The sequence below is a fragment of the Pseudonocardia kongjuensis genome (assembly GCF_039526905.1).
GTDB lineage: Bacteria > Actinomycetota > Actinomycetes > Mycobacteriales > Pseudonocardiaceae > Pseudonocardia > Pseudonocardia kongjuensis.
This window is the reverse complement of the sequence record NZ_BAAAJK010000026.1, coordinates 1-19,594: the sequence shown is the minus strand read 5'-3', so window position 1 is coordinate 19,594 and position 19,594 is coordinate 1. Positions and strand designations below refer to the sequence as shown.

20 protein-coding genes and 1 tRNA gene are annotated in these 19,594 nt (G+C 73.5%); 4 read left to right on the top strand and 17 right to left on the bottom strand.

Annotated features, from left to right (window positions below):
* Nucleotides 1–3: 3 nt before the first annotated feature.
* A complete protein-coding gene (locus ABD160_RS21080; RefSeq protein WP_344025102.1) occupies nucleotides 4–279 on the bottom strand; it encodes a hypothetical protein in 276 nt (91 codons plus the stop codon).
* A 563-nt stretch (nucleotides 280–842) separates the two neighbouring features.
* On the opposite strand from ABD160_RS21080, the gene ABD160_RS21075 reads away from it, so the two are divergent.
* Nucleotides 843–3,437, top strand: a complete 2,595-nt coding sequence (locus ABD160_RS21075) for a (Fe-S)-binding protein (protein ID WP_344025100.1) — start codon at nucleotides 843–845, stop codon at nucleotides 3,435–3,437.
* 77 nt (nucleotides 3,438–3,514) lie between these two features.
* On the opposite strand, the gene ABD160_RS21070 is transcribed toward ABD160_RS21075, so the two are convergent.
* Genes ABD160_RS21070 through ABD160_RS21060 form a run of 3 tightly spaced genes read right to left on the bottom strand, consistent with a single transcriptional unit; the run spans nucleotide 3,515 to nucleotide 6,486 of the window.
* The gene (locus ABD160_RS21070) at nucleotides 3,515–4,654 is read right to left on the bottom strand and encodes a hypothetical protein (protein ID WP_344025098.1); all 1,140 of its coding nucleotides are present in this window, start codon (nucleotides 4,652–4,654) and stop codon (nucleotides 3,515–3,517) included.
* Between the two features lie 57 nt (nucleotides 4,655–4,711).
* The gene (gene dcd, locus ABD160_RS21065) at nucleotides 4,712–5,296 is read right to left on the bottom strand and encodes a dCTP deaminase (protein ID WP_344025096.1); all 585 of its coding nucleotides are present in this window, start codon (nucleotides 5,294–5,296) and stop codon (nucleotides 4,712–4,714) included.
* 23 nt (nucleotides 5,297–5,319) lie between these two features.
* A complete protein-coding gene (locus ABD160_RS21060; protein WP_344025094.1) occupies nucleotides 5,320–6,486 on the bottom strand; it encodes a UDP-N-acetylglucosamine 2-epimerase in 1,167 nt (388 codons plus the stop codon).
* Nucleotides 6,487–6,649: 163 nt separating this feature from the next.
* Here ABD160_RS21060 and ABD160_RS21055 point away from each other — a divergent pair.
* Nucleotides 6,650–6,720: transfer RNA gene (locus tag ABD160_RS21055), tRNA-Gly, on the top strand.
* A 287-nt stretch (nucleotides 6,721–7,007) separates the two neighbouring features.
* Here ABD160_RS21055 and ABD160_RS21050 read toward each other — a convergent pair.
* The 7 genes from ABD160_RS21050 to ABD160_RS21020 all read right to left on the bottom strand — a co-directional run bounded on the left by ABD160_RS21050 (nucleotide 7,008) and on the right by ABD160_RS21020 (nucleotide 14,372).
* The gene (locus tag ABD160_RS21050) at nucleotides 7,008–7,760 is read right to left on the bottom strand and encodes an SDR family NAD(P)-dependent oxidoreductase (RefSeq protein WP_344025092.1); all 753 of its coding nucleotides are present in this window, start codon (nucleotides 7,758–7,760) and stop codon (nucleotides 7,008–7,010) included.
* 122 nt (nucleotides 7,761–7,882) lie between these two features.
* On the bottom strand, nucleotides 7,883–8,827 hold the full coding sequence (locus tag ABD160_RS21045; RefSeq protein ID WP_344025089.1) for an SDR family oxidoreductase: 945 nt from the start codon (nucleotides 8,825–8,827) through the stop codon (nucleotides 7,883–7,885).
* 47 nt (nucleotides 8,828–8,874) lie between these two features.
* Nucleotides 8,875–10,065, bottom strand: a complete 1,191-nt coding sequence (locus ABD160_RS21040; protein ID WP_344025087.1) for an oxygenase MpaB family protein — start codon at nucleotides 10,063–10,065, stop codon at nucleotides 8,875–8,877.
* The gene (locus tag ABD160_RS21035) at nucleotides 10,062–10,694 is read right to left on the bottom strand and encodes a TetR/AcrR family transcriptional regulator (RefSeq protein ID WP_344025085.1); all 633 of its coding nucleotides are present in this window, start codon (nucleotides 10,692–10,694) and stop codon (nucleotides 10,062–10,064) included. Before ABD160_RS21035 ends, ABD160_RS21040 begins: the two co-directional genes overlap by 4 nt.
* Nucleotides 10,695–10,790: 96 nt before the next feature.
* The gene (locus ABD160_RS21030; protein ID WP_344025083.1) at nucleotides 10,791–12,968 is read right to left on the bottom strand and encodes a xanthine dehydrogenase family protein molybdopterin-binding subunit; all 2,178 of its coding nucleotides are present in this window, start codon (nucleotides 12,966–12,968) and stop codon (nucleotides 10,791–10,793) included.
* Nucleotides 12,965–13,933, bottom strand: a complete 969-nt coding sequence (locus tag ABD160_RS21025) for an FAD binding domain-containing protein (protein WP_344025081.1) — start codon at nucleotides 13,931–13,933, stop codon at nucleotides 12,965–12,967. The genes ABD160_RS21030 and ABD160_RS21025 overlap by 4 nt, the downstream gene beginning before the upstream one ends.
* Nucleotides 13,920–14,372 carry a (2Fe-2S)-binding protein gene (locus ABD160_RS21020; RefSeq protein WP_344025079.1) on the bottom strand — a complete coding sequence of 151 codons (453 nt, stop codon included), beginning with the start codon at nucleotides 14,370–14,372 and terminating at the stop codon, nucleotides 13,920–13,922. The genes ABD160_RS21025 and ABD160_RS21020 overlap by 14 nt, the downstream gene beginning before the upstream one ends.
* A gap of 117 nt (nucleotides 14,373–14,489) precedes the next feature.
* Here ABD160_RS21020 and ABD160_RS21015 point away from each other — a divergent pair, with 117 nt between their 5' ends.
* Nucleotides 14,490–15,086 carry a TetR/AcrR family transcriptional regulator gene (locus ABD160_RS21015; RefSeq protein ID WP_344025077.1) on the top strand — a complete coding sequence of 199 codons (597 nt, stop codon included), beginning with the start codon at nucleotides 14,490–14,492 and terminating at the stop codon, nucleotides 15,084–15,086.
* Between the two features lie 65 nt (nucleotides 15,087–15,151).
* On the opposite strand, the gene ABD160_RS21010 is transcribed toward ABD160_RS21015, so the two are convergent.
* The 6 genes from ABD160_RS21010 to ABD160_RS20985 all read right to left on the bottom strand — a co-directional run bounded on the left by ABD160_RS21010 (nucleotide 15,152) and on the right by ABD160_RS20985 (nucleotide 19,141).
* A complete protein-coding gene (locus ABD160_RS21010; protein WP_344025075.1) occupies nucleotides 15,152–15,784 on the bottom strand; it encodes a pyridoxamine 5'-phosphate oxidase family protein in 633 nt (210 codons plus the stop codon).
* A gap of 52 nt (nucleotides 15,785–15,836) precedes the next feature.
* Nucleotides 15,837–16,805 (bottom strand): ketopantoate reductase family protein, encoded by a 969-nt coding sequence (locus ABD160_RS21005; protein WP_344025074.1) that lies wholly within the window; start codon nucleotides 16,803–16,805, stop codon nucleotides 15,837–15,839.
* Nucleotides 16,802–17,140 (bottom strand): MmcQ/YjbR family DNA-binding protein, encoded by a 339-nt coding sequence (locus ABD160_RS21000; RefSeq protein ID WP_344025073.1) that lies wholly within the window; start codon nucleotides 17,138–17,140, stop codon nucleotides 16,802–16,804. Before ABD160_RS21000 ends, ABD160_RS21005 begins: the two co-directional genes overlap by 4 nt.
* Before the next feature lie 44 nt (nucleotides 17,141–17,184).
* The gene (locus tag ABD160_RS20995) at nucleotides 17,185–17,904 is read right to left on the bottom strand and encodes an alpha/beta fold hydrolase (protein WP_344025072.1); all 720 of its coding nucleotides are present in this window, start codon (nucleotides 17,902–17,904) and stop codon (nucleotides 17,185–17,187) included.
* A gap of 9 nt (nucleotides 17,905–17,913) precedes the next feature.
* Entirely contained in the window at nucleotides 17,914–18,726 is an 813-nt protein-coding gene (locus ABD160_RS20990) for a hypothetical protein (protein WP_344025070.1), read from the bottom strand.
* A 67-nt stretch (nucleotides 18,727–18,793) separates the two neighbouring features.
* Nucleotides 18,794–19,141: a hypothetical protein gene (locus ABD160_RS20985; RefSeq protein WP_344025068.1), complete on the bottom strand. Its 348-nt coding sequence runs from the start codon at nucleotides 19,139–19,141 to the stop codon at nucleotides 18,794–18,796.
* A gap of 255 nt (nucleotides 19,142–19,396) precedes the next feature.
* Here ABD160_RS20985 and ABD160_RS20980 point away from each other — a divergent pair.
* A partial coding sequence (locus ABD160_RS20980; protein ID WP_344025067.1) for a hypothetical protein occupies nucleotides 19,397–19,594 on the top strand: 198 nt, incomplete at its 3' end.

Sequence of the window (19,594 nt, the reverse complement as noted above, 5' to 3'; positions counted from 1 at the left end):
GGCTCAGCCCGTGGAGACGAGCAGGTTGGCCAGCGCCTGACCGACCGCCGGACCGCTGCCGGTCACGGCGATGCCCAGTGCGACGAGCCCCACCAGCAACCCGATGCTGCGCCGGGCCACGCCCGCGTTGTCACCACGGCCGCCGATCCACAGCAGGATGACGGCGATCGCGAGCAGGATCAGCGGCACGATGTTGTTCGTGATCCAGTCACGGAGGTTGACGGTCGTGAGCTCGCCCTGGGCGAGCACCAGCTGGATCGCCTCGAGCGAGGTCTTCACAGCTCCTCCTTGCGGCATCCGCTTGTCCCGGTCGCTCCCGCAGGCGAGTAGACCACGAGACCCGCCGGTGATAGTAGAGGAGTGGTCCGTACGCCCGGTGTGAACGCCACGCACCGCAGGCGATCAAACACGGTCGGCCGAGTGGAATCCCCTCCTCCCGGGCGTGACTCGTGCCTCACCTCGGGCCGGCCGACTGGGGCGGGGCCGCCCGAGATGTCATGGTCCAGGGGGCTACTGTTCGGTAACAAAGCACGTCCCGTCCCCCGGTGGTGCAGGGCGCTCCGCGCCCGGGCGCACTACCCTTCGCCCGACCGCCGTTGCGTCCCACCACACCAACGCGACGGCGACGTCCGAGGAGGCACCGCGATGGAGAGGCCCGCCCGGTCCCGGCGGCACGGTCCGCCGTGCCCGGCGCCGCCCGCCTCCCCGGTCCGGCCCGGTCCTCGACACACGATTCCCGTCCCGTCCCGCCGCGATGACAGCGCGCCCAGCGCCCCACGTCTCAGGTCGGCACGGCCCCGTACAGCGCACGGGCCGGGTGCTCTCAAGGGAGGTTCCTCCGTATGACCTGGGTGCAGTATGTCCTCGGCACCATCACGGTGCTGTCGGCCGTCGTCGCGGTCGTGCTGGTCGCCCGCACGGTCGCGAAGATGGTCTCGATCATCCGGCTCGGCCAGCCGGCCCCGGACCGGACGGGCCCGTTCGGCCCCCGGTTCCTCACCATGCTCAAGGAGACCCTGGGTCACACCAGGATGCTCAAGTGGAGCCACATCGGCGTCCTGCACTGGCTGGTGATGGTCGGCTTCGGCGGGCTGTTCCTGGCGCTGGTCGAGGCGTTCGTCGAGGTCTGGAACCCGACCTTCCACCTGCCGCTGATCGGCACCTGGTCGGTCTACTCGCTGTTCGTCGAGATCCTCGGCGTCGCCACCGTCGTCGGCATCGGCTCGCTGATCGTGATCCGGCAGCTGCACAACCCGAACCGTGAGGGCAGGCTGTCCCGGTTCTACGGCTCGAACATGGGCCGGGCCTACTTCGTCGAGGGCATCGTGTTCCTCGAGGGCCTGGGCATCCTGGTCGTGCGCGGGGCGAAGATCTCGCTCGGCGCGTTCGACGTGCCGACCTGGTCGGCGCCGGTCTCGACCGCGCTCGCGGCGGTCCTGCCGCCATCGGAGACGCTGGTGACGGTGTTCGCCGCGGTGAAGGTCCTCTCCGCGACGATCTGGCTGATCGTGATCGCGCTGACGCCGACGATGGGCGTGGCCTGGCACCGCTTCACCGCGTTCCCGAACATCTACTTCAAGCGCGAGGACTCCGGCCGCAAGGCGCTCGGCGCGGTCAAGCCGATGATGTCCGACGGCAAGCCGCTGGACTTCGAGGAGGCCGATCCCGACACCGACGTCTTCGGCGCCGGGAAGGTCGAGGACTTCACCTGGAAGGGCCTGCTCGACTTCACCACCTGCACCGAGTGCGGCCGCTGCCAGTCGCAGTGCCCGGCCTGGAACACCGAGAAGCCGCTGTCGCCGAAGCTGCTGGTCAACGCGCTGCGGGACAACGCCTACGCCAAGGCGCCGTACCTGCTCGCGGGCGGCCGCAAGGACATGGCAGGCGACGAGATCGGCATCACCGGCGACGACGCGGAGGCCCGCCTGGCGGCGATCCCCGAGTCCGCGCGCACGGAGGCCGAGCGGCCGCTGATCGGCGGCGAGGACGTCCTCGGCGTGATCGACCCGGAGATCCTCTGGTCCTGCACCACCTGCGGCGCCTGCGTCGAGCAGTGCCCGGTGGACATCGAGCACGTCGACCACATCGTCGACATGCGCCGCTACCAGGTCATGATCGAGTCCGAGTTCCCGACCGAGCTCAACTCGCTGTTCAAGAACCTGGAGAACAAGGGCAACCCCTGGGGCCAGAACCCGAAGGACCGCCTGGAGTGGACCAAGGGGCTCGACTTCGAGGTGCCGGTCGTCGAGGGCGAGCTGGACGCCGAGACCGAGTACCTGTTCTGGATCGGCTGCGCCGGCGCGTTCGACGACGGCCAGAAGAAGACCATCCAGGCCACCGCGGAGCTGCTGCACCGGGCCGGGGTCAACTTCGCCGTGCTCGGCTCGGGGGAGACCTGCACCGGTGACCCGGCCCGCCGGTCCGGCAACGAGTTCGTCTTCCAGATGCTGGCCCAGCAGAACGTCGAGGTCCTCAACACCGTCTTCGACGGCCGCGAGCCCGGCACCCGCAAGATCGTCACCACCTGCCCGCACTGCCTCAACACCCTCGGCCGGGAGTACCCGCAGCTGGACGGGCACTACGAGGTGCTGCACCACACCCAGCTGCTGAACAAGCTGGTGCGGGAGAAGAAGCTGGTCCCGGTCTCGGCGCCGTCCGCGGAGCAGGGCCCGGTCACCTACCACGACCCGTGCTACCTGGGCCGGCACAACGAGGTGTACGAGGAGCCCCGCGCGCTCGTCGGCGCCGCCGGCGCGACGCTGTCGGAGATGCCGCGGCACGGCGACCGGTCGATGTGCTGCGGCGCCGGTGGCGCCCGGATGTGGATGGAGGAGCGCATCGGCAAGCGCATCAACTTCACCCGCGCCGAGGAGGCCGCCGAGACCCTCACCAAGGCCGGGAACGGCAGCGAGCCGTCCGGGACGCTCGCGGTGGGCTGCCCGTTCTGCCGGACGATGATGACCGACGGCGTCAACCAGACCGCCGGTGAGGCCGTCACGGTGCAGGACGTGTCGCAGATGCTGCTCGCGGCCGTGCGCCGTGGGGACCCGGCCCCCGAGCCGGCTCCGGAGGCGGCCCCCGAGCCGGCTCCTGAGGCGGCTGCCGAGGCGACCGCTGAGCCGACTGCTGAGGCTGTTGCCGAGCCGACTGCCGAGGCGGCTCCCGAGGCGACCGCTGAGGCGGCTCCCGAGCCGGCTGCTGAGGCGGCTGCCGAACCGGCTGCTGAGGCGGCTCCCGAGGCGACCGCTGAGCCGACTGCCGAGGCGGCTGCCGAACCGACTGCTGAGGCGACTGCCGCGCCAGAGGTCCCGGCCGGGTCCGACGGCGCCGAGAGCACCGGGACCGCGGCCACCGGGCCGGGATCGAACGGCGCCACGGGCAACGGATCGTCGTCGTCGCCCGAGCAGGCCGCGCGGGAGCGCACGAACGAGAGCTGATCACCGTCCGGGTGCGCCGGGCCGCGCGGATCGCGGTCCGGCGCACCGGAACGGTGATCTTCCGGTGTCGGTCGGGCTCAGCAGGGCGCGAAGGACGAGACCTGGAAGGTCGGCGTCGCCGCGGCCGTGCGGGTGAGCACCACGGTGCCCAGCTGCGGTCCGGCTGCGGCACCCCAGGCGGTGCCGCAGCCGTCGACGGTGGTGCTGCCGCCGGGTGCGACGGCCGGATCGGACTGCCGGTCCGGCGTCGTGACCGGGGCGTCGGCGGGGACCCGGGAGTGCAGGACGGCGACCGCGTCCTCGCAGGTCGCTGAGCCGGTGGCGAGCCGGAGCTGCTCGATCGCCGGATCCTGCGCCAGCCGGCAGACCCGCGCCGGGTTCCCGTCCGTGACGCCGGTGTCGAGCGCCACCAGGGCGAGCTGCGGCCGGTCCACGCCGAGCGCCGCCCGCATCTGGGCGCCGGCCTGGGCGTCGATCCGGGCCTGGTCGTCGCGGATCTCGGCGGACCGGAACGCGTAGCCGGCCCCGGACACGACCAGCAGCACCCCGCCGACCGCCAGCACCTTCCAGCGCGGGAGCAGCAGCAGGCCGGCGACGACCACCCCGACGCCCAGCGCGAGCCCCCACGCCCACGGGTTGCGGGAGGTGGCCTGCAACAGCGCGCCGACCAGCACGACGCCCGCGACGTGCGGCGCCCAGCCGTTCAGCAGCCGGTCGAGCCGGAACAGGGTGAGCAGCACCAGCGTCCCGAAGCCGAGCCCGACCGGCACCCACCAGCGGTCCGGGTCGTCGAGGAACGGGAGCAGCAGGACGGCGGCGCCGGCCAGGCCGAGTGCGCTCGCCCCGCGCACGGTGCGCGGCCGCAGCCTGCGCCAGTGCGCCCACGGGTCGCGATCGGGATCGGGGCGCGCGGACCCGGGCCCGCGGCCGCTGCGCTCGCGCTCCCGGTCGCTGCGCTCGCCGTGCGCGCCGGGGCCGGGCTCGCCGTGCGCGCCGGGGCCGGGCTCGCGGTCCGTGCCGGGCTCGCGGGCCGGGGCCGCGGGCGCGTCCTGCGCGCGGGGGACGTGCACCATCGCCGAGCCGGGATCCTGGGCGCCCGCACCGGCGGCCGCGCCGTCACTCGACCGCCGGCCGCGGTCGGGCCGCCCCGGGCGGCGGCGCCCGGTCGCCCACGGATCAGGGGGTCCGGTGTCCCGGGAGCTGCGGTCGGCGTCCATCGCGACCAGGGTAGCGACGCGCCGCCGCCGCGCCGCGGAACGACGGGGCGGGCGGTGTCAGATCCGGCGGGTGTCGGTGCGGTGGAAGTTCCGGAACGCCCGCGACGGCGTCGGGCCGCGCTGGCCCTGGTAGCGGGAGCCGACGCCCTCGCTGCCGTAGGGCCGCTCGGCGGGGCTGGACAGCCGGAACAGGCACAGCTGGCCGATCTTCATGCCGGGCCAGAGCGTGATCGGCAGGTTCGCCACGTTCGACAGCTCGAGGGTGATGTGGCCGGTGAACCCGGGATCGATGAACCCGGCCGTGGAGTGGGTGAGCAGGCCGAGCCGGCCCAGCGAGCTCTTGCCCTCCAGCCGTCCGGCCAGGTCGTCGGGCAGGCCGACCCGCTCGAAGGTGGAGCCGAGCACGAACTCGCCGGGATGCAGGACGAATGTCTCGCCGTCCGGCGTCTCGACCGGCGTGGTCAGCTCGTCCTGCTGCTCGGCCGGGTCGATGTGGGTGTACCGGGAGTTCTGGAACACCCGGAAGTAGCGGTCCAGGCGCACGTCGATGCTGGACGGCTGGAGCATCTCGACGTCCCACGGATCGAGCACCAGCCGCCCGGACTCGATCTCCTTGCGCAGGTCACCGTCGGAGAGCAGCACCGGCACACCCTAGCGATCGGGGCTCACGCCCCGGACGACTCCTCCGCGGCCGACTCCTCCGCCTGCTCCGACCGGGCCACCGGGTCCAGCTGGGGCGACCGGCAGAGGCCGAACATCCAGGCAACCGCCTGCTCCGCGCGGGCCGCCTCGAAGCCGTCGGACGACGCCGGCCTGCGGCCGTGGTCGCCGTCCATCACCTGGGCGACGGCCGCCGCGGCGTCGTGCGCGGCGATGCTGCGGATCGAGTCGCCCGGCTGCGGGACGTTCGGCCCGTCGACCAGCACGGCCAGCGTGCCCAGCCCGGGGGCGTCGACCACCAGCTCGTGGTCGTCGCTGACGACGACGGTCGCCGCGGCCAGCACGGCCAGCTCGTCGGGCAGTTCCAGGAGCGGGACGACGGTGACCCGCGGGTGCCGGGCCAGCGACAGGGCCGGCTCCTCGGTCGCGAGCGAACCGGTCACCAGGATCTCGATCTTCGGGTACCGCTCGAGCAGGTCGGCGAGGCCGCCGAGCACCGGCAGCGACGACGGCCGCTCCAGATCGACCAGCACCAGCCTGCGGTGCTGGTCGTGCGCCCGCTCCAGCGCATCGCGGCAGTTGCGGTCGCACGGACCGGGCAGCGAGTTGACGGTGTCGCCGATGGTGAGCACGTTCGGGCCGAGCGGGCTGCCGAGCGCGGAACCGCTCGTCGTCAGGAACAGCGACGCCAGCTGGCCGATCACCCGCCGGTGCGCCTCCTGCGGGAACGGGCACAGCAGGTCGTCGGTACCCATGCCGGCCTGCATGTGGACGACCGGGATGCGCCGCCAGAACGCCACCGACGCCGCGACGGCGGCGGCCAGCCCGCCGCCGTGCACCAGCACCGCCGACGGGTCCTGGTCGACCATCAGCTGGTCCAGCCTGGTCAGCAGGGCGGCCGCGACGTCGGCCACGGCGGGCCCGACGTCGCCGGGCAACAGGATCGTGATGTCGGTGGCGACGCCCAGCGCCTCGAAGGTCTCGTGCACCGCCATCGGGTCCGACCCGGTCGCGACGGTGATGCCGCGGATCCGGTCCGCCGCGGCGATGGCCGACGCGACCGGGGCGAGCCGCGCCACCTCCGGCCGGCTCCCGGCGATGAGGAGAACGTCGTGCTCGTGGTCCGCCGACATGGCGGCCGAACCGGACGTCAGCGGCTCGAAGATGCTCATCGCGACCCCTTCCGGCCGTAGAACGGACCGACGTCCGAAGTGTGCGTGACGGTCGCGGTGGGGGTCGAGGTGATCGCGCCGGGTGGTCGGTTCCTGCGACGACCGGACGGTGGTGGCCCGTGACAGGTCGCCGAGGGCTGGTGCTAGGGTGATCGCACACCGTGCGGATGTAGTTCAATGGTAGAACATCAGCTTCCCAAGCTGAATACGCGGGTTCGATTCCCGTCATCCGCTCGCATACCGAAGGCCCAGGTCAGCGGGGTAGTCACCCCGAGCCTGGGCCTTCGTCGTTCCAGGGCGGGCCGCGGACCGCTCGGCGCGCGCGGTCCCCGTACCACCGGACCGTTGGTGCCCCCGGCCGCACACCTACGCGGAGGTGCGCGACGCCGCGCGCGCGACGCTGCCCGGATGTCGGTGGCGACGGCTCCCGCTGTGGCGGTACTGCGTGACCTGGACCAGGCCGGGCCGGGCCCGGGCCGGGCCCGGTCACACCGGGGCGGGCCGGAGCGCAGGGACGGCGTCTACTGCTGTGCGCCGCCGCTGACCAGCAGGGCCTGGCCGCTCACCCACGAGGCGAGCGGGCCGGCGAAGTACTCGGCGGCGTCGGCCACGTCGTCGGGCCGCCCCATCCGCCCGCCGAGCGGCCGGGCCCGGCTCATCTGCTGGTACGGGTCGTCGTCGGCGATGTCGGTGAAGACCCCGGCGCCCTCGATCGTGGTGGGCAGGATGGTGTTCACCGTGATGCCGCGGTTGCCGACCTCCATCGCCAGTACCTGCACCAGGTAGCGCGCACCCATCTTGCTCGACCCGTAGAGCCCGACCCCCGGGAAGGCGTTGCAGGTGGTGCTGGAGCCGATGTAGATGATCCGGCCGTTGTCCGCGATGTGCATCGCGGCCCGCTGCAGGGTGAAGAACGTGCCCTTGGCGTTGATCGCGTAGAGCCGGTCGAAGTCCTTCTCGGTCGCCTCGAGCATCGGCTGGTCGATGATCTCGACGCCCGCGTTCGCCACGACGATGTCGACCCGGCCGAACCGGTCGGCCGCCTCGGCGAACAGCCGGTCGATCTCCTCGACCCGCGACACGTCGGCGCGGACCGCGATCGCCTCGACGCCGAGCGCGCGGATCTCCTCCACGGTCCGCTCGGCGTTCGTGGTGTCCCCGGAGTAGTTGACGACGACGTTCGCCCCGAGGGACGCGTACCGCAGGGCGACGGCCTTGCCCACCCCCCGGGCCGAGCCGGTCACCAACGCGGTCCTACCGGTGAGATCGGACATTGCTTCCTCCTTGTGTCAGGTTCCTTGTGAATCAGTGCAGGGATCACTGCCGGGATCGGTGCCGGATCCGGGCCGGACCTGTGCCGGATCCCCGGCTCGATCCGGCGTGCGGACGGGTGGTCTCAGACGGCGGGGTAGCGCAGCCCCACCAGCTCCTCGGAGAGCTCCCAGAGCCGGCGCGCGTCGTCCATGCTCGTCAGCGGCGGCCACAGCTTCTGCTCACCGGGGGCGCCCCCGACGCTGCCCGGGCCCGTCGGCCCGAAGAACCGGCCGCGCTGCGACTCGGGTCCGGTGGCGGCCATCAGTGCGGGCAGTGCGGCGGACTCGACGGTGCCGGCGAGCCCGATCCGGGACATCACCCGGATCGCCCGGACCCCGAGCGTGTCGCTCTGGCGGCCCATCCCGGGCTGTGCGGCGAGCAGGTTCGTCGGCGAGACGCCGGGATGGGAGAGGGTGCTCGTGATCCCCCAGCCGCCCGCCAGGCTGCGGGCGTCGAGCTCGCGGCCGAACAGCCCGGTGGCGATCTTGGACTGGGTGTAGGCCCGGTTGACGTCGTAGCCCGACTCCCAGTTCGGGTCGTCCCAGTTGATCGTGCCCCGGCCGCTGCGGGCGGAGATGCTCGTCTGGTTGACCACCCGCGCCGTGCCCTCCCGGAGCACCGGCAGCAGGGCCTGGGTGAGCGCGAAGTGACCCAGGTGGTTGGTGCCGAACTGGACCTCGAAGCCGTCCTCGGTGGTCCGGCGGCTCGGCGGGTTCATCACGCCGGCGTTGTTCACCAGGATGTGCACCGGGCGGCCGTCGTCGACGACCTGCTTCCCGAACGCGGCGACGGAGGTGAGCGAGGCCAGGTCCAGCGGGCCGGTGGTGATCCGCGCCCCGGGCACCTGCTCGCGGATGGCGCCGGCGGCCCGTTCGCCCTTCGCGGGATTGCGGACCGGCATGATCAGCTCGGCGCCGGCACCGGCCAGGCGACGGGCGATGACGGCTCCGATCCCGTCGCTGGCGCCGGTGACCACGGCCAGCTTCCCGGTCAGGTCGGGCAGGGTGATGTCGATGGTGCGAGGCATGTCCGCGGACTCCAGTCTGTGTGCGGTTGCGGTGTGCGGGCGGGTGGTCAGTCGTCGGATCCGGTCGCGCCGCGCTCATAGGCGGCCTGCTCGCCGGGCGCCGCGGCCCGCTCGCGCTCGGCGGCGATGGCGGTGTCGATGGCGGCCTCCCAGCGTTCGGGGGAGCGCCGGCGGATCGCCCGGGTGCGCCGGAAGGCCAGCACGGCCGGACTCAGCAGGGCGTCGGCGACCGGCGCCTCCGGGACCCGCAGGTCCTGGCTCATCGCGACGCCGTGGATCCGCCGGGTGATGGCGTCGAGGGCCGGCCGGGACAGTCGCCCCGGTATCCGGAACAGGTCCTGCAGCAGCACCGAGATCGAGTCCAGCGTCGCGGTCGCGAGCCGGGCCGAATCCTCCGAGACGGGTCCGGTCACGGTCTGCAGGACGGCGTCGACCCGGCGGGCGGCGTCGTTGCCGGTGATCCCCTCGACCAGCCGGGCGTCGATGCCGAGCAGGTGCCCGAGGTACCACCAGTAGCGGTAGAGGCCGTCGAGCTCGCGCACCGTCAGGTCGAAGCCGAACAGCTCCTCGGCGGCGAACGAGGTCAGCGTGAAGTCCATCCAGGTCCGCGCCAGATCGACCTGGTTGATCGGGACGCCGTCGGCCGCGCTGTCGTAGCCGCGGTCGAGGGCCAGCTTGCGCATGTGGGCGTGCAGCATGCGCACCTCCAGCGTCGCCACGTATCCCGGCTGCCCGGGGCGCAGGCTCCCCGGCAGCATCGCCCTGGTCAGCCAGGACCCGGTCTCGGTGAGCCGCTTCTCCGCCCGGTCGACGAGCCGGCCGGTGGTCGAGAGGACCTTCGCGATCGACGGCGACTCGTACACCCGGACCAGGGCGCCCGCGCTGAGCGAGAGGATGTGCACCGGCGTCGGGGAGCTGAACCAGGGCCGCGGGAACACGTCGAGCAGCTCGTCGTCGACGTAGCCGGGCGGGGTCTCGGTGCTGCCCAGCAGCGCGGCGAGGGCCGGTGGCGGGTCCGCGATCGAGGCCAGGCCGCGCTGGATGCCCCGGGTCAGCAGCGGCCGCGCGGTGGACATCCCGAGCTCGTGCATCTCGGCGACGACCGCGTCCGCGAGCGGGTCGCCGGTGTTCAGCGCCCACTGCATGAGTTCGGCGCGGCCCTCGCCGAACTGGGCGAGTACGCCGGTCCGGCTCGACCGGGCGGTCGGCCATGCCGGGGTGGTCGGGATCGTGGTCATCGTGGCTCCCGGTCGTCGTGGTGGGGCTCTCCGGTCCACCGGTCGGTGACACCGAAGGCGTCGAAGAGGCGGGCGACGTCGGCGCGCACGGTCTCGGTGGGCGCCTCGGCGCCGCGCGCCAGCTCGTGCAGGACGACCCCGGACAGCGCCCTGGCCAGGGTCCGCGCCGTCTCCGGCGAGGTGACCAGCGGATCGAACAGGCCCGCCAGCTCCTCCACGAACGCGTCGGCGATCGGCCGCAGGCGCGGATTGTGGATCGCCGAGAGGGTCAGCTGGATCACCCCGTCCGGCGGGAGGCGGTCACCGTAGGGGGACCGGGCGACCACGGCCATGGCCGCGTCGACGATCCCGAGACCCCGGTCGGTGGCCTCCCGGCCGGCCCGGCGCATGTCCTCGATCGTCCGGCTGCAGGTCAGCTCGAAGGCGGCGACGAGCAGATCCTCCGCGGTGCGGAAGTGGTACGTCGTGGAGGCCAGCGAGGTGCCGGCCCGCGCGGCGACGGCGCGCTGCGTCACGGCGGTGACGCCCTGCGTACAGATGATCTCGACCGCGGCGTCGAGCAGTGCGCTGCGCGTGCGTGCGCTGCGGGAATGTCTGTACGGTAGTACGAAATCATTGCGACACGCCACCCCGTCCCCCGGACGGGGTCTCCCGGGACGGCGCGGGCGGGGTGCCGGATGCGGCCCGGCGTCATGACGCCGGGCCGCATCCCCTGCCGGGCCGCCTCACCCGTCGAGCAGGTCCTCGATCCCGATCGGCAGGTGCCGCACCCGGATCCCGGTGGCGTCGTGCACGGCGTTGGCGACCGCGGCGGCCATGCCCACGATCCCGATCTCGCCGATGCCGCGCGCGCCGACCGGGTTGTGCAGCGTGTCCGGCCGGCGCACGAACTCGACGTCCACCTCGGGGATGTCGGCGTTGACCGGGATCAGGTACCCGGCGAGGTCGGCGTTGGCCGGGCGGCCGTCCGGATCCATCTCCAGCCCCTCGTGCAGGGCGGCGGACACGCCCCAGATCATGCCGCCGATGATCTGGCTGCGGGCGGCCTGCTCGTTGACGATCCGGCCGGCGTCGAACACCCCGAGCATCCGGGACACCCGGATCTCCCGGGTCCACCGGTGCACCCGCACCTCGCAGAACTGCGCGCCGAACGAGCTGAACGAGTGCTTGGTCATCTCCTCACCGGCGGCGGACGACCCGGTGGCGGCGACCGAGGACCGTCCGGCCGCCCGGAGCACCTCGCCGAAGGTGAGGCTCCGGCCGTCGGCGGTGAGCACCCGGCCGTCGGCGTAGGAGGCGTCGGCGCCGGCGAACGGGCCGTCCGGCGCGGTCGCCAGCGCCACCAGCTCGTCGATCACCATCGGCGCGGCCACCATGATCGCCGAACCGGCGCTCGCGGTGGCCGTCGAACCGCCGGACATGCCGCCGGGCGGCAGCGCCGAGTCACCGAGCCGGGGCACCACCCGGTCGGGGGTGACGTCGAGCGACTCGGCACCGAGCACCGCCAGGACGGTCAGCAGGCCGGTGCCCGGATCGGCACCGCTGGTCGCGACCTCGGCCGTGTCGTCGTCGTGCAGCGTGATCCGCACCGATGCGGGGAAGCGCAGCGCGGGGAACATCGCGGTGGCCGTGCCCTGGCCGACCAGCCAGTCGCCGTCGGTCCGGCCGCCCGGCGTGCGCCCGGACCAGCCGAACCGGGCGGCGCCGATGGTGAAGCACTCGTCGAGGTGCTTGCTGGACCACTGCAGGTCCCGGCCGGGCGGCGCGGCCGAGCTGTTGCGGCGGCGCAGCTCGATCGGATCCATGCCGAGCGCAACGGCGAGCTCGTCGACCGCGCTCTCCAGCGCGAACGAGCCGGGTGCCTCGCCCGGAGCCCGCATGAAGGTGGTCCGCGGGATGTTCAGCGGCACCATCTTCTGGCTGATCGCCAGGTTCGGAGTGGCGTACCACTCGCGCGAGGTGCCGTGCGAGGTCGGCTCGACGAACGCCCGGTCGAGCGCCGTCTCCGACCAGGAGTCGTGCGCCACCGCGACCAGCGTGCCGTCCTCCGCCGCCCCCAGCCGGAGCCGCTGGACGGTCGCCGGGCGGTTGGCGGTCGCGGTGAAGACCTGCTCCCGGGTCAGCGCGGCCTTCACCGGCCGGCCCAGGTCACGGGCCGCCGCGGCGGCCAGGAACGCGGGCACCGCGGTCTGCCCCTTCCCACCGAACGCCCCTCCGACGTAGGGATTCACCGCGTGCACCAGCGGCTGGTCCACGCCCAGCGCCTGCGCCAGCGAGCCGGCCTGCAGGTCGGAGCCCTGGGTGCCGCTGTGCACGGTGAGCCGGCCGGACTCCCAGACCGCGACGGCCGAGTGCGGCTCCATCGCGGCGTGGTTCTGCGCCGACGTGCGGTAGGTCGCGTCGACCACGACGGCGCTCGCGGCCAGCGCCTCGTCGATGGACCCGACGCCGGTGGCGAGCACCTCGATCGACGGCGGCGAGCCGTCCATCGAGGGCGGTGCGTCCTCCGCGCCGGCCAGCCCGTCCTCCAGCGAGGTCGCCGCCGGCCGGGTCCGGTAGGTGACCCGCACGAGCATCGCGGCGTCCCGGGCCTGCTCGTAGGTCTCGGCGACGACGAAGCCGACCGGCTGGCCGTGGTGGACGACGTCGGTGTCCTGCAGCGGCACCCAGGTGCCCCCGAGCAGCGGGTGCTGCGGCGGGTGCAGCGTCAGCGGGTCGAACGGCGTGTACACGGCGACGACGCCCGGTGCCGCGCGGGCCGCCGTCACGTCCATGGCCGTGATCTCGCCGTGCGCGACGGTGCTGGGCACGACGTGGCCGTGCAGCATGCCGGGCAGGACCCGGTCCGATCCGTACCCGGCCGCGCCGGTGACCTTCGGCAGTGCGTCCAGACGTCCGGTCATGTCCGGTCCTCCTGCGTGACCTCGAGCAGTGCACGGACGATCGTCCGGCGCACCAGCGGCACCTTGAAACCGTTCCCGGACAGTGGCCGGGCGCCGTCGGCCGCGGTCGCCGCCGCGGCCTCGAAGGCGTCCGCGGTCGCCGGGGCACCGCGCAGCGCCGCCTCCACCGACGGCAGCCGCCACGGCACGGTGGCGACCCCGCCGACGGCGATCCGGGCGTCGGTCAGGTGGCCGTCCCGGACCTGCACGGCGACCGCCGCGGAGCAGAGCGCGAACTCGTAGGACTGCCGGTCCCGCACCTTGACGTAGGTGGACCGGGCGCCGTCACCCGGCGGCGGGACCAGCACCTCGGTGATCAGCTCGCCGGGGCGCAGATCGGTCTCGATCTCCGGGGTGGAACCGGGTGTGCGGTAGAGATCGGCGAGCGCGACGGTGCGTTCCCCGTCGCGACCGATCAGCCGCACCCGGGCGTCGAGTGCGACGAGCGCGACCGCCAGGTCGCTGGCGTGGGTGGCGACGCAGGAGTCGCTGGTGCCGAGCACCGCGTGCAACCGGTTGGCCCCGGTGACCGCCGGGCAGCCGGAACCGGGTTCGCGCCGGTTGCACGGCGAGGTGACGTCGCGGAAGTAGCCGCACCGGGTGCGCTGCAGCAGGTTGCCGCCGATGCTGGCCATGTTCCGCAGCTGCTGGGATGCGCTCTGCAGCAGCGCCCGGGTGATCACCGGATGGACGCCGGGGTGCGCGGCGACGTCGCTCATCCGCTCCAGCGCACCGATCCGCAGCCGGCCGCCGGTGTCTCCTTCGATGCCGCGCAGCGGCAGCGCGTCGATGTCCTGCACCCGCGACGGGGTGAGGACGTCGAGCTTCATCAGGTCGACCAGCGTCGTCCCGCCGGCGAGGAACGCCCCGGGCGAGTCGAGCGCGTCGTCGAGGGTCTGCGGCGCGGTCAGCTCAAACGGTCGCATCGGACCGCCTCGCCTGCTCGATCGCCGCGACGATGTTCGGGTAGGCCGCGCAGCGGCACAGGTTGCCGGACATGAACTCGCGGACGTCCGGCACGTCCTGCTCGACGGCGGCGACGGCCGACATGACCTGGCCGGACGTGCAGAAGCCGCACTGCAGGGCGTCCTGGTCGACGAACGCCTGCTGGACCGGGTGCAGTCCGTCGCCGGGGGCGAGCCCCTCGACCGTGGTGACCGGCCCGCGCACGGTGCCGGCGAGGGTGAGGCAGGCGAGAACCGGCCTGCCGTCGACGTGCACGGTGCACGCGCCGCACTGCCCGCGGTCGCAGCCCTTCTTCGGGCCGGTGACACCGAGCCGTTCGCGCAGCGCGTCGAGAAGGGTCACACCCGGCTCGACGCTCAGCTGTTCGAGAATACCATTGACCTGGAGTGAGATGTCCACGTGCTCTCTTTCCGCAGACCCTCCGCCGGCCGGAACCCGGCGGGGGCCGTGGTGGGCGGTGTCGGATGGAATGAGTGGCGCCATCACGAACACTAGCGGATAGTTATCCGCTATGCCATGGGAGAGGTGACGATGACGCCGTCGGTCAGCCATCGCCGCACGGACACCCGGCGCAACCACGACCGGATCCTGGCCGTCGCCGCGGAGGCCATCGCCACCGGCGAGCCGTCGTTCAACGCCATCGCGAAGCAGGCCGGGGTGGGCGTCGGCACGGTGTACCGGCACTTCCCCACCCGGGAGGCGCTGGTGCTCGCCGTCTACCAGCGCGAGGTGCGCCACCTGATCGACGTGGTCCCCGATCTCCTCGCCGGGCACCCGCCGGAGCAGGCGTTCCGGATCTGGGCCTCCGGGCACCTGGCGCGCTACATGATGACCAAGCGCGGGCTCGCCGCCGCGCTGCAGAAGGCGGGGGCGTCGGCCGACGGGGTCACCGCTGCCGCGTTCCGGGAGATGGTCGAGGCCATCGCGACCCTGGTGGCGGCCAACGTGCAGGCCGGGACCGTCCGGCCGGACGTGTCCGCGGAGACGGTGCTGCGCGGCCTCGGCGGCCTGCTCTACCTCGATCCCGACGACGACTGGCAGCGGCACGCCGAGGACCTGGTCGACCTGATCTGGCGCGGCATGTGCACGCCGGCGCATCCGGGCACCTCCTGACCGTCTCCGGTGATCAGCAGGGTTCCCGTCACCGAGCTGGTGACCGCGTCCCGGCGGCTCGACCCTCAGTAGAGCCGCTGCGCGTACGACGCGCCGTAGTACTCCTCGATCTGCTCCAGCGGCTCGTCCGGGCGGGCGAGCTGCTTCGCGATCGCCGCGACCGAGGGCAGCCGGTCGGCGCCGGGCGGCGGCCCGGCGGCCCACAGCTCGGAGCGCATGAACGCCTTCGGGCAGTGGAAGAACACCTGGTCGACGGCGACCTCGCAGGCCAGCAGCGGGCGCCGGCCGCGGACCGCGAGCGCGTCGAAGTAGCCGGCGTCGCGGACCAGCCGGGCGCGGCCGTTGATCCGCAGGGTGTCGTTGCGCCCGGGGATCAGGAAGATCAGCCCGACGTGCGGGTTCTCCAGGACGTTGCGCCAGCCGTCGACCCGGCCGTTCCCGGGTCGTTCCGGGATCGCGACCGTGCGGTCGTCGACCACGTGCACGAAGCCGGCCGGGTCGCCCTTGGGGGAGACGTCGCAGGTGCCGTCCGCCCCGGCGGTCGCCAGCAGCAGGAACCGCGACACCGCGAGCCACTCGCGGTGCACGTCGACGAGGTGGTCGCGCTCCTTCGCGAGCGAGGCCGCCCCCGGCGGGCCGGTGATCCCCTCCAGCTCGGCGACGGTACGGATCTCGGTGTCCACGGGTGTGCCGGCCATGCAACGACAGTAGGCACCCCCGGCGCCCGGTGCGCCGTCTTTTCGGGTCACCTCATCGCAACGCCGCGAGCAGGTCCGCCCCGGAGCGCGATCCGGGCGGCTCGCCCGCGGCGGCCATCTCCTCGGCCACCCGCAGCAGCTCGGCGTTGACCGGGGTGGGGATCCCGTGCGCGGCACCGAGCGCGACGATCTCGCCGTTCAGGAACCGGGCCTCGACCGGCCCGCCCCGGTACAGGCTCTGCCAGGACGACGACCCGCGCCGGGCCCGCCCGCCGACCGGGCGTTCGGTGATCGTCCCCTCCCGGCGCACCCGGTCGTCGTCGCCGGTGCGGGCGGCGATCCCGGCGGCGGCCAGGCAGGCCGCGCCCTCGGCACCGGCGAGCCGGACGATCCGCCCGAGATCCGGGTCGCCGGGACCGCAGATCGCGTCCGCGGCGTTGCCGAGATTGGTGAGCAGCTTGCCGTACTTCCCGTCGAGGACGGCCGGATCGGCCCGGGCCGCGAACCCGGCGGCGGCCAGGTCGGCGGCGATCGCCTCGCTCGTCGGGTCGGTGCCGGACGGGTACCGGCCGACGTCGAGCACCCCGGGCACCGGCGCCGACGACGCGATCACCACACCCGGCTCGTAGTGCTCGGCCGGGAGGATCACCAGCACGGCCTGCACCCGGTCGAACCGGGCCGCCGCCGACCGCTCGTTGGCGACGCCGTTCTGCGCGCAGGCGACGGTCACCTCCGGCGCGACGACGGCGAGCTCGTCCAGCACCGGCACCGTGTCCTGGGACTTCACCGCGAGCAGGACGACGTCGCCGGGCCGGAACCCGATCTCGCGCACCGAGCCGACGGCCGGGACCCGGTGCACCGACCGGCCGTCGGGCGAGTCCAGCCGCAGGCCGCGTTCCCGGATCGCGGCGAGGTGCGCGCCCCGGGCGACCAGCACGACGTCCCGCCCGGCCGCGTGCAGCCGGGCGCCGATCGTGCCGCCGACCGCTCCGGCGCCGACCACCACGTAGCGGGTGCTCACGCGTCGTGCGCCCGGATCAGGGTCGCCGGGGCCCTGCGCCGCCACGCCTCCTCGACCAGCTCGGCGAGCTGCCCGGGATCGACCCGGTCCAGGTCGACCAGGATCGAGCCGTGGCCGTCGTAGTGCGGTGTGGTGCTGTACGCCGGATCGCCGGAGGCGAGCAGTGCCTCCTTCTCGGCGGGCGAGCACAGCAGCACCACCAGCCCGTCGGACTCGCTCCGCAGCCGGGCGAAGCCCTTGCCGCGCACCTTCAGCGACGGGGTGCGGAACCAGGTCGACCGCTCGACCTCCGGCAGCGCACATCCGATCCGCACGACGTCGTCCCAGTCCGGCATGCCGCTCATCCTGCACCCGGCGGACCCGGCCGGGCGTGGACGTTTCAGAGGTGCTTCGCCAGGAAGGTGTCGACGGCGGCCTTGCCGTCGGCGACGTACTCCTCGGCCTTCCAGCGTTCCACCAGCTCGGCGCCGGGGGCGAGCTCGACGACCCGGCGGGACACCGACTCGGGGTGGTAGTCGTCGCCCCCCATCAGGATCAGCCAGGGGGTGGTGAACCGGGCGAGCGCCTCGTCGGGCACCGAGAACAGGATCCCGCCGCCGCCGTACATGTTCGCCTTGAAGGACGCCCAGTCGTCGTCGCCGGCCTCCGGGTGGTCGGCCGCGATCTCGGCGCGCCAGCCGTCGAAGATCTCCTCGAACATGTGCTGGTTGCCGTCGCGGCCGATCGGCTGCAGGGTGACCGCGGCCCGGATCCGCTCCGGCGCGGTCGCGAGCAGGCTCGCGATGTAGGCGCCGCCGATGCACATGCCGAGCACCCCGAACTCGTCGACGCCGAGATGGTCGAGCAGCGCGAGCTGGTCGGCGGTGTAGCTGGACCAGCCGTCGGTGCCGTGCACCTGCGCGACCGACGAGCCGGCGTTGCGCTGGTCCAGCGCGATCAGCCGGTAGCGGTCGGACAGGTGCTCGAGCGGGTTCCACGGCGCCTTGTCCCAGGCGGCCACGGTGGAGCGCATCCCGCCGGGCGCGATCAGCAGGATCGGGAAGCCGGAGCCGCGCTCCTCGTAGTGCAGGCTGACACCGGGGCGTTCGAAGGTCGGCATGTCATCACGCTAGGCGACCCGCGGGGGGACGCGCCTCTCCGGCCGCCGCCGGGCCAGGATCGACGTGCCGTAGACGATGAAGGCGAGCCCGAGCAGCAGCATCCAGGTGAACCCCTTGCGCACGGTGTCGTCGAGCAGGGTGATGCCGACCAGCCCGGGCACCACGACCTGGACGGCCATGTACAGCGCGGTGACGGTGGCGATGTCGCCGAGCTGCAGCGCCCGCGCGTAGTTGTAGAGCCCGACGGCGGCCATCCCGAGCAGCACGTAGACCAGCGGTTCGGCGACCAGCGCCGACACCTCGACGCCGTCGGAGACGTGCAGCGCCCGGATGCAGACCGCGCCGCCGCCGAGCCCGAGCCCGGCGAGCACGGCGGAGGGCCAGGGCATCGTCGACGGGTTCACCGCCAGCGTCGCCACCATGATCACGACCATCGCCGCGACCAGCACCGCGACGGTGGTGCCGTGGCCGGTCATCGCCTGCTTCCGCTCGATGCCCGCGCTGCCCGCGACCAGGGCGAGGCCGAGGATGCTGGCGCCGATCGCGAGCCGGTGCACCGGGCGCAGCCACTCGCCGCGGAAGTACCGGGCGTACAGCGCGGTCATCGCGATCGCGCCGGCCAGGGTCGCCTGCACCGCGAAGATCGGGATGTACTGCAGCGCGACGACCATGCACAGCCAGGTGACGACGTCCATCAGCAGACCGGCGAGGAACCGCGGGCGGGCCATCACCGAGCTGGTCCGGCCGCCCTGCCGGGCCGCGTCGGCCTGCAGGATCGCCGCGACCGTGCTGCAGAGCATGGCCAGGACGGCGAACGTCATCCCGATCAGCACGGGCACCGGTCCGGGACGCGGGCGGTGGGGAAGATCGGCACCGCCCGATTCTCACCTACGGTCGGCGGGCCGCTGCCCGGCGGGCGTCGTGCGCGAGCGCGGGGCGCTGCTCCGGCAGCCCGGCGGCCTGCGGGCTGACCTCGAAGAACCCGCTCATCAGGCCGCCGGCGGACGGCTCGCCGCGCTCGGCGGCCTGCTTCCACGGCGACTCGCCGAGGTGCGCGGCGCGGCGCTCGCGGAGCACCTCGCGGGGCCGCTCGGTGAGTGCCAGGGCCAGCAGCGTGATCGCGATGCCGACCAGCAGCGGCCCGCCGAGCAGTAGGACCGGCCACCCGAAAGCCAGGTAGGCGACCACCAGTGCCACCGCAGCCATACCGATGACCGCCCCCGCGAACCGCGTCATCACGAACTCCCCCCGAATCGTGCACACCCCACTACCACCAGTGGTTTTACCACCTCGGCGGGGGCGCGGACCGGCAGGCGCGACGCGGTCGCGGTCACACCTTCGAACGATCGGGTGACCCGGGTGTCGGTGTTGGGGCCGAGCCGGCGTGGGGGCTCCCGGTTCCACGCCGGCCCGGCGGTCTGAATCATCCCGTGTGCACTCGGCATCCGAACGGGGTGGGGGTCACTCGCCGCTGTCGTCGCAGCGCAGAGGGTGATCGGGGGTCACGCGACGGGATCCACGGTCGTCGTCGGTGCCGGGGTCGTCGTCTCCGTCGGCGGCGGGACCGACGGCGGCGGCTCGGCCTCCGCGGACGGGGGATCCGCCGGGGTGCTCGGCACGGTCGCGGGCGGCGGCACCGGGGCCGCGGGCGCCGGGGCGGGCGGCGGCACGGTCGCGGGCGGCGGCACC

What these genes read in the sequence shown, in the direction of transcription:
- ABD160_RS21075 (WP_344025100.1), top strand. Translation starts at nt 843, where the DNA reads ATGACCTGGGTGCAGTATGTCCTCGGCACCATCACGGTGCTGTCGGCC.
- ABD160_RS21070 (WP_344025098.1), bottom strand. Translation starts at nt 4,654, where the DNA reads ATGGACGCCGACCGCAGCTCCCGGGACACCGGACCCCCTGATCCGTGG.
- ABD160_RS21060 (WP_344025094.1), bottom strand. Translation starts at nt 6,486, where the DNA reads ATGAGCATCTTCGAGCCGCTGACGTCCGGTTCGGCCGCCATGTCGGCG.
- ABD160_RS21050 (WP_344025092.1), bottom strand. Translation starts at nt 7,760, where the DNA reads ATGTCCGATCTCACCGGTAGGACCGCGTTGGTGACCGGCTCGGCCCGG.
- ABD160_RS21045 (WP_344025089.1), bottom strand. Translation starts at nt 8,827, where the DNA reads ATGCCTCGCACCATCGACATCACCCTGCCCGACCTGACCGGGAAGCTG.
- ABD160_RS21040 (WP_344025087.1), bottom strand. Translation starts at nt 10,065, where the DNA reads ATGACCACGATCCCGACCACCCCGGCATGGCCGACCGCCCGGTCGAGC.
- ABD160_RS21030 (WP_344025083.1), bottom strand. Translation starts at nt 12,968, where the DNA reads ATGACCGGACGTCTGGACGCACTGCCGAAGGTCACCGGCGCGGCCGGG.
- ABD160_RS21025 (WP_344025081.1), bottom strand. Translation starts at nt 13,933, where the DNA reads ATGCGACCGTTTGAGCTGACCGCGCCGCAGACCCTCGACGACGCGCTC.
- ABD160_RS21015 (WP_344025077.1), top strand. Translation starts at nt 14,490, where the DNA reads ATGGGAGAGGTGACGATGACGCCGTCGGTCAGCCATCGCCGCACGGAC.
- ABD160_RS21010 (WP_344025075.1), bottom strand. Translation starts at nt 15,784, where the DNA reads ATGGCCGGCACACCCGTGGACACCGAGATCCGTACCGTCGCCGAGCTG.
- ABD160_RS21000 (WP_344025073.1), bottom strand. Translation starts at nt 17,140, where the DNA reads ATGCCGGACTGGGACGACGTCGTGCGGATCGGATGTGCGCTGCCGGAG.
- ABD160_RS20995 (WP_344025072.1), bottom strand. Translation starts at nt 17,904, where the DNA reads ATGCCGACCTTCGAACGCCCCGGTGTCAGCCTGCACTACGAGGAGCGC.
- ABD160_RS20990 (WP_344025070.1), bottom strand. Translation starts at nt 18,726, where the DNA reads ATGACGTTCGCCGTCCTGGCCATGCTCTGCAGCACGGTCGCGGCGATC.
- ABD160_RS20985 (WP_344025068.1), bottom strand. Translation starts at nt 19,141, where the DNA reads ATGACGCGGTTCGCGGGGGCGGTCATCGGTATGGCTGCGGTGGCACTG.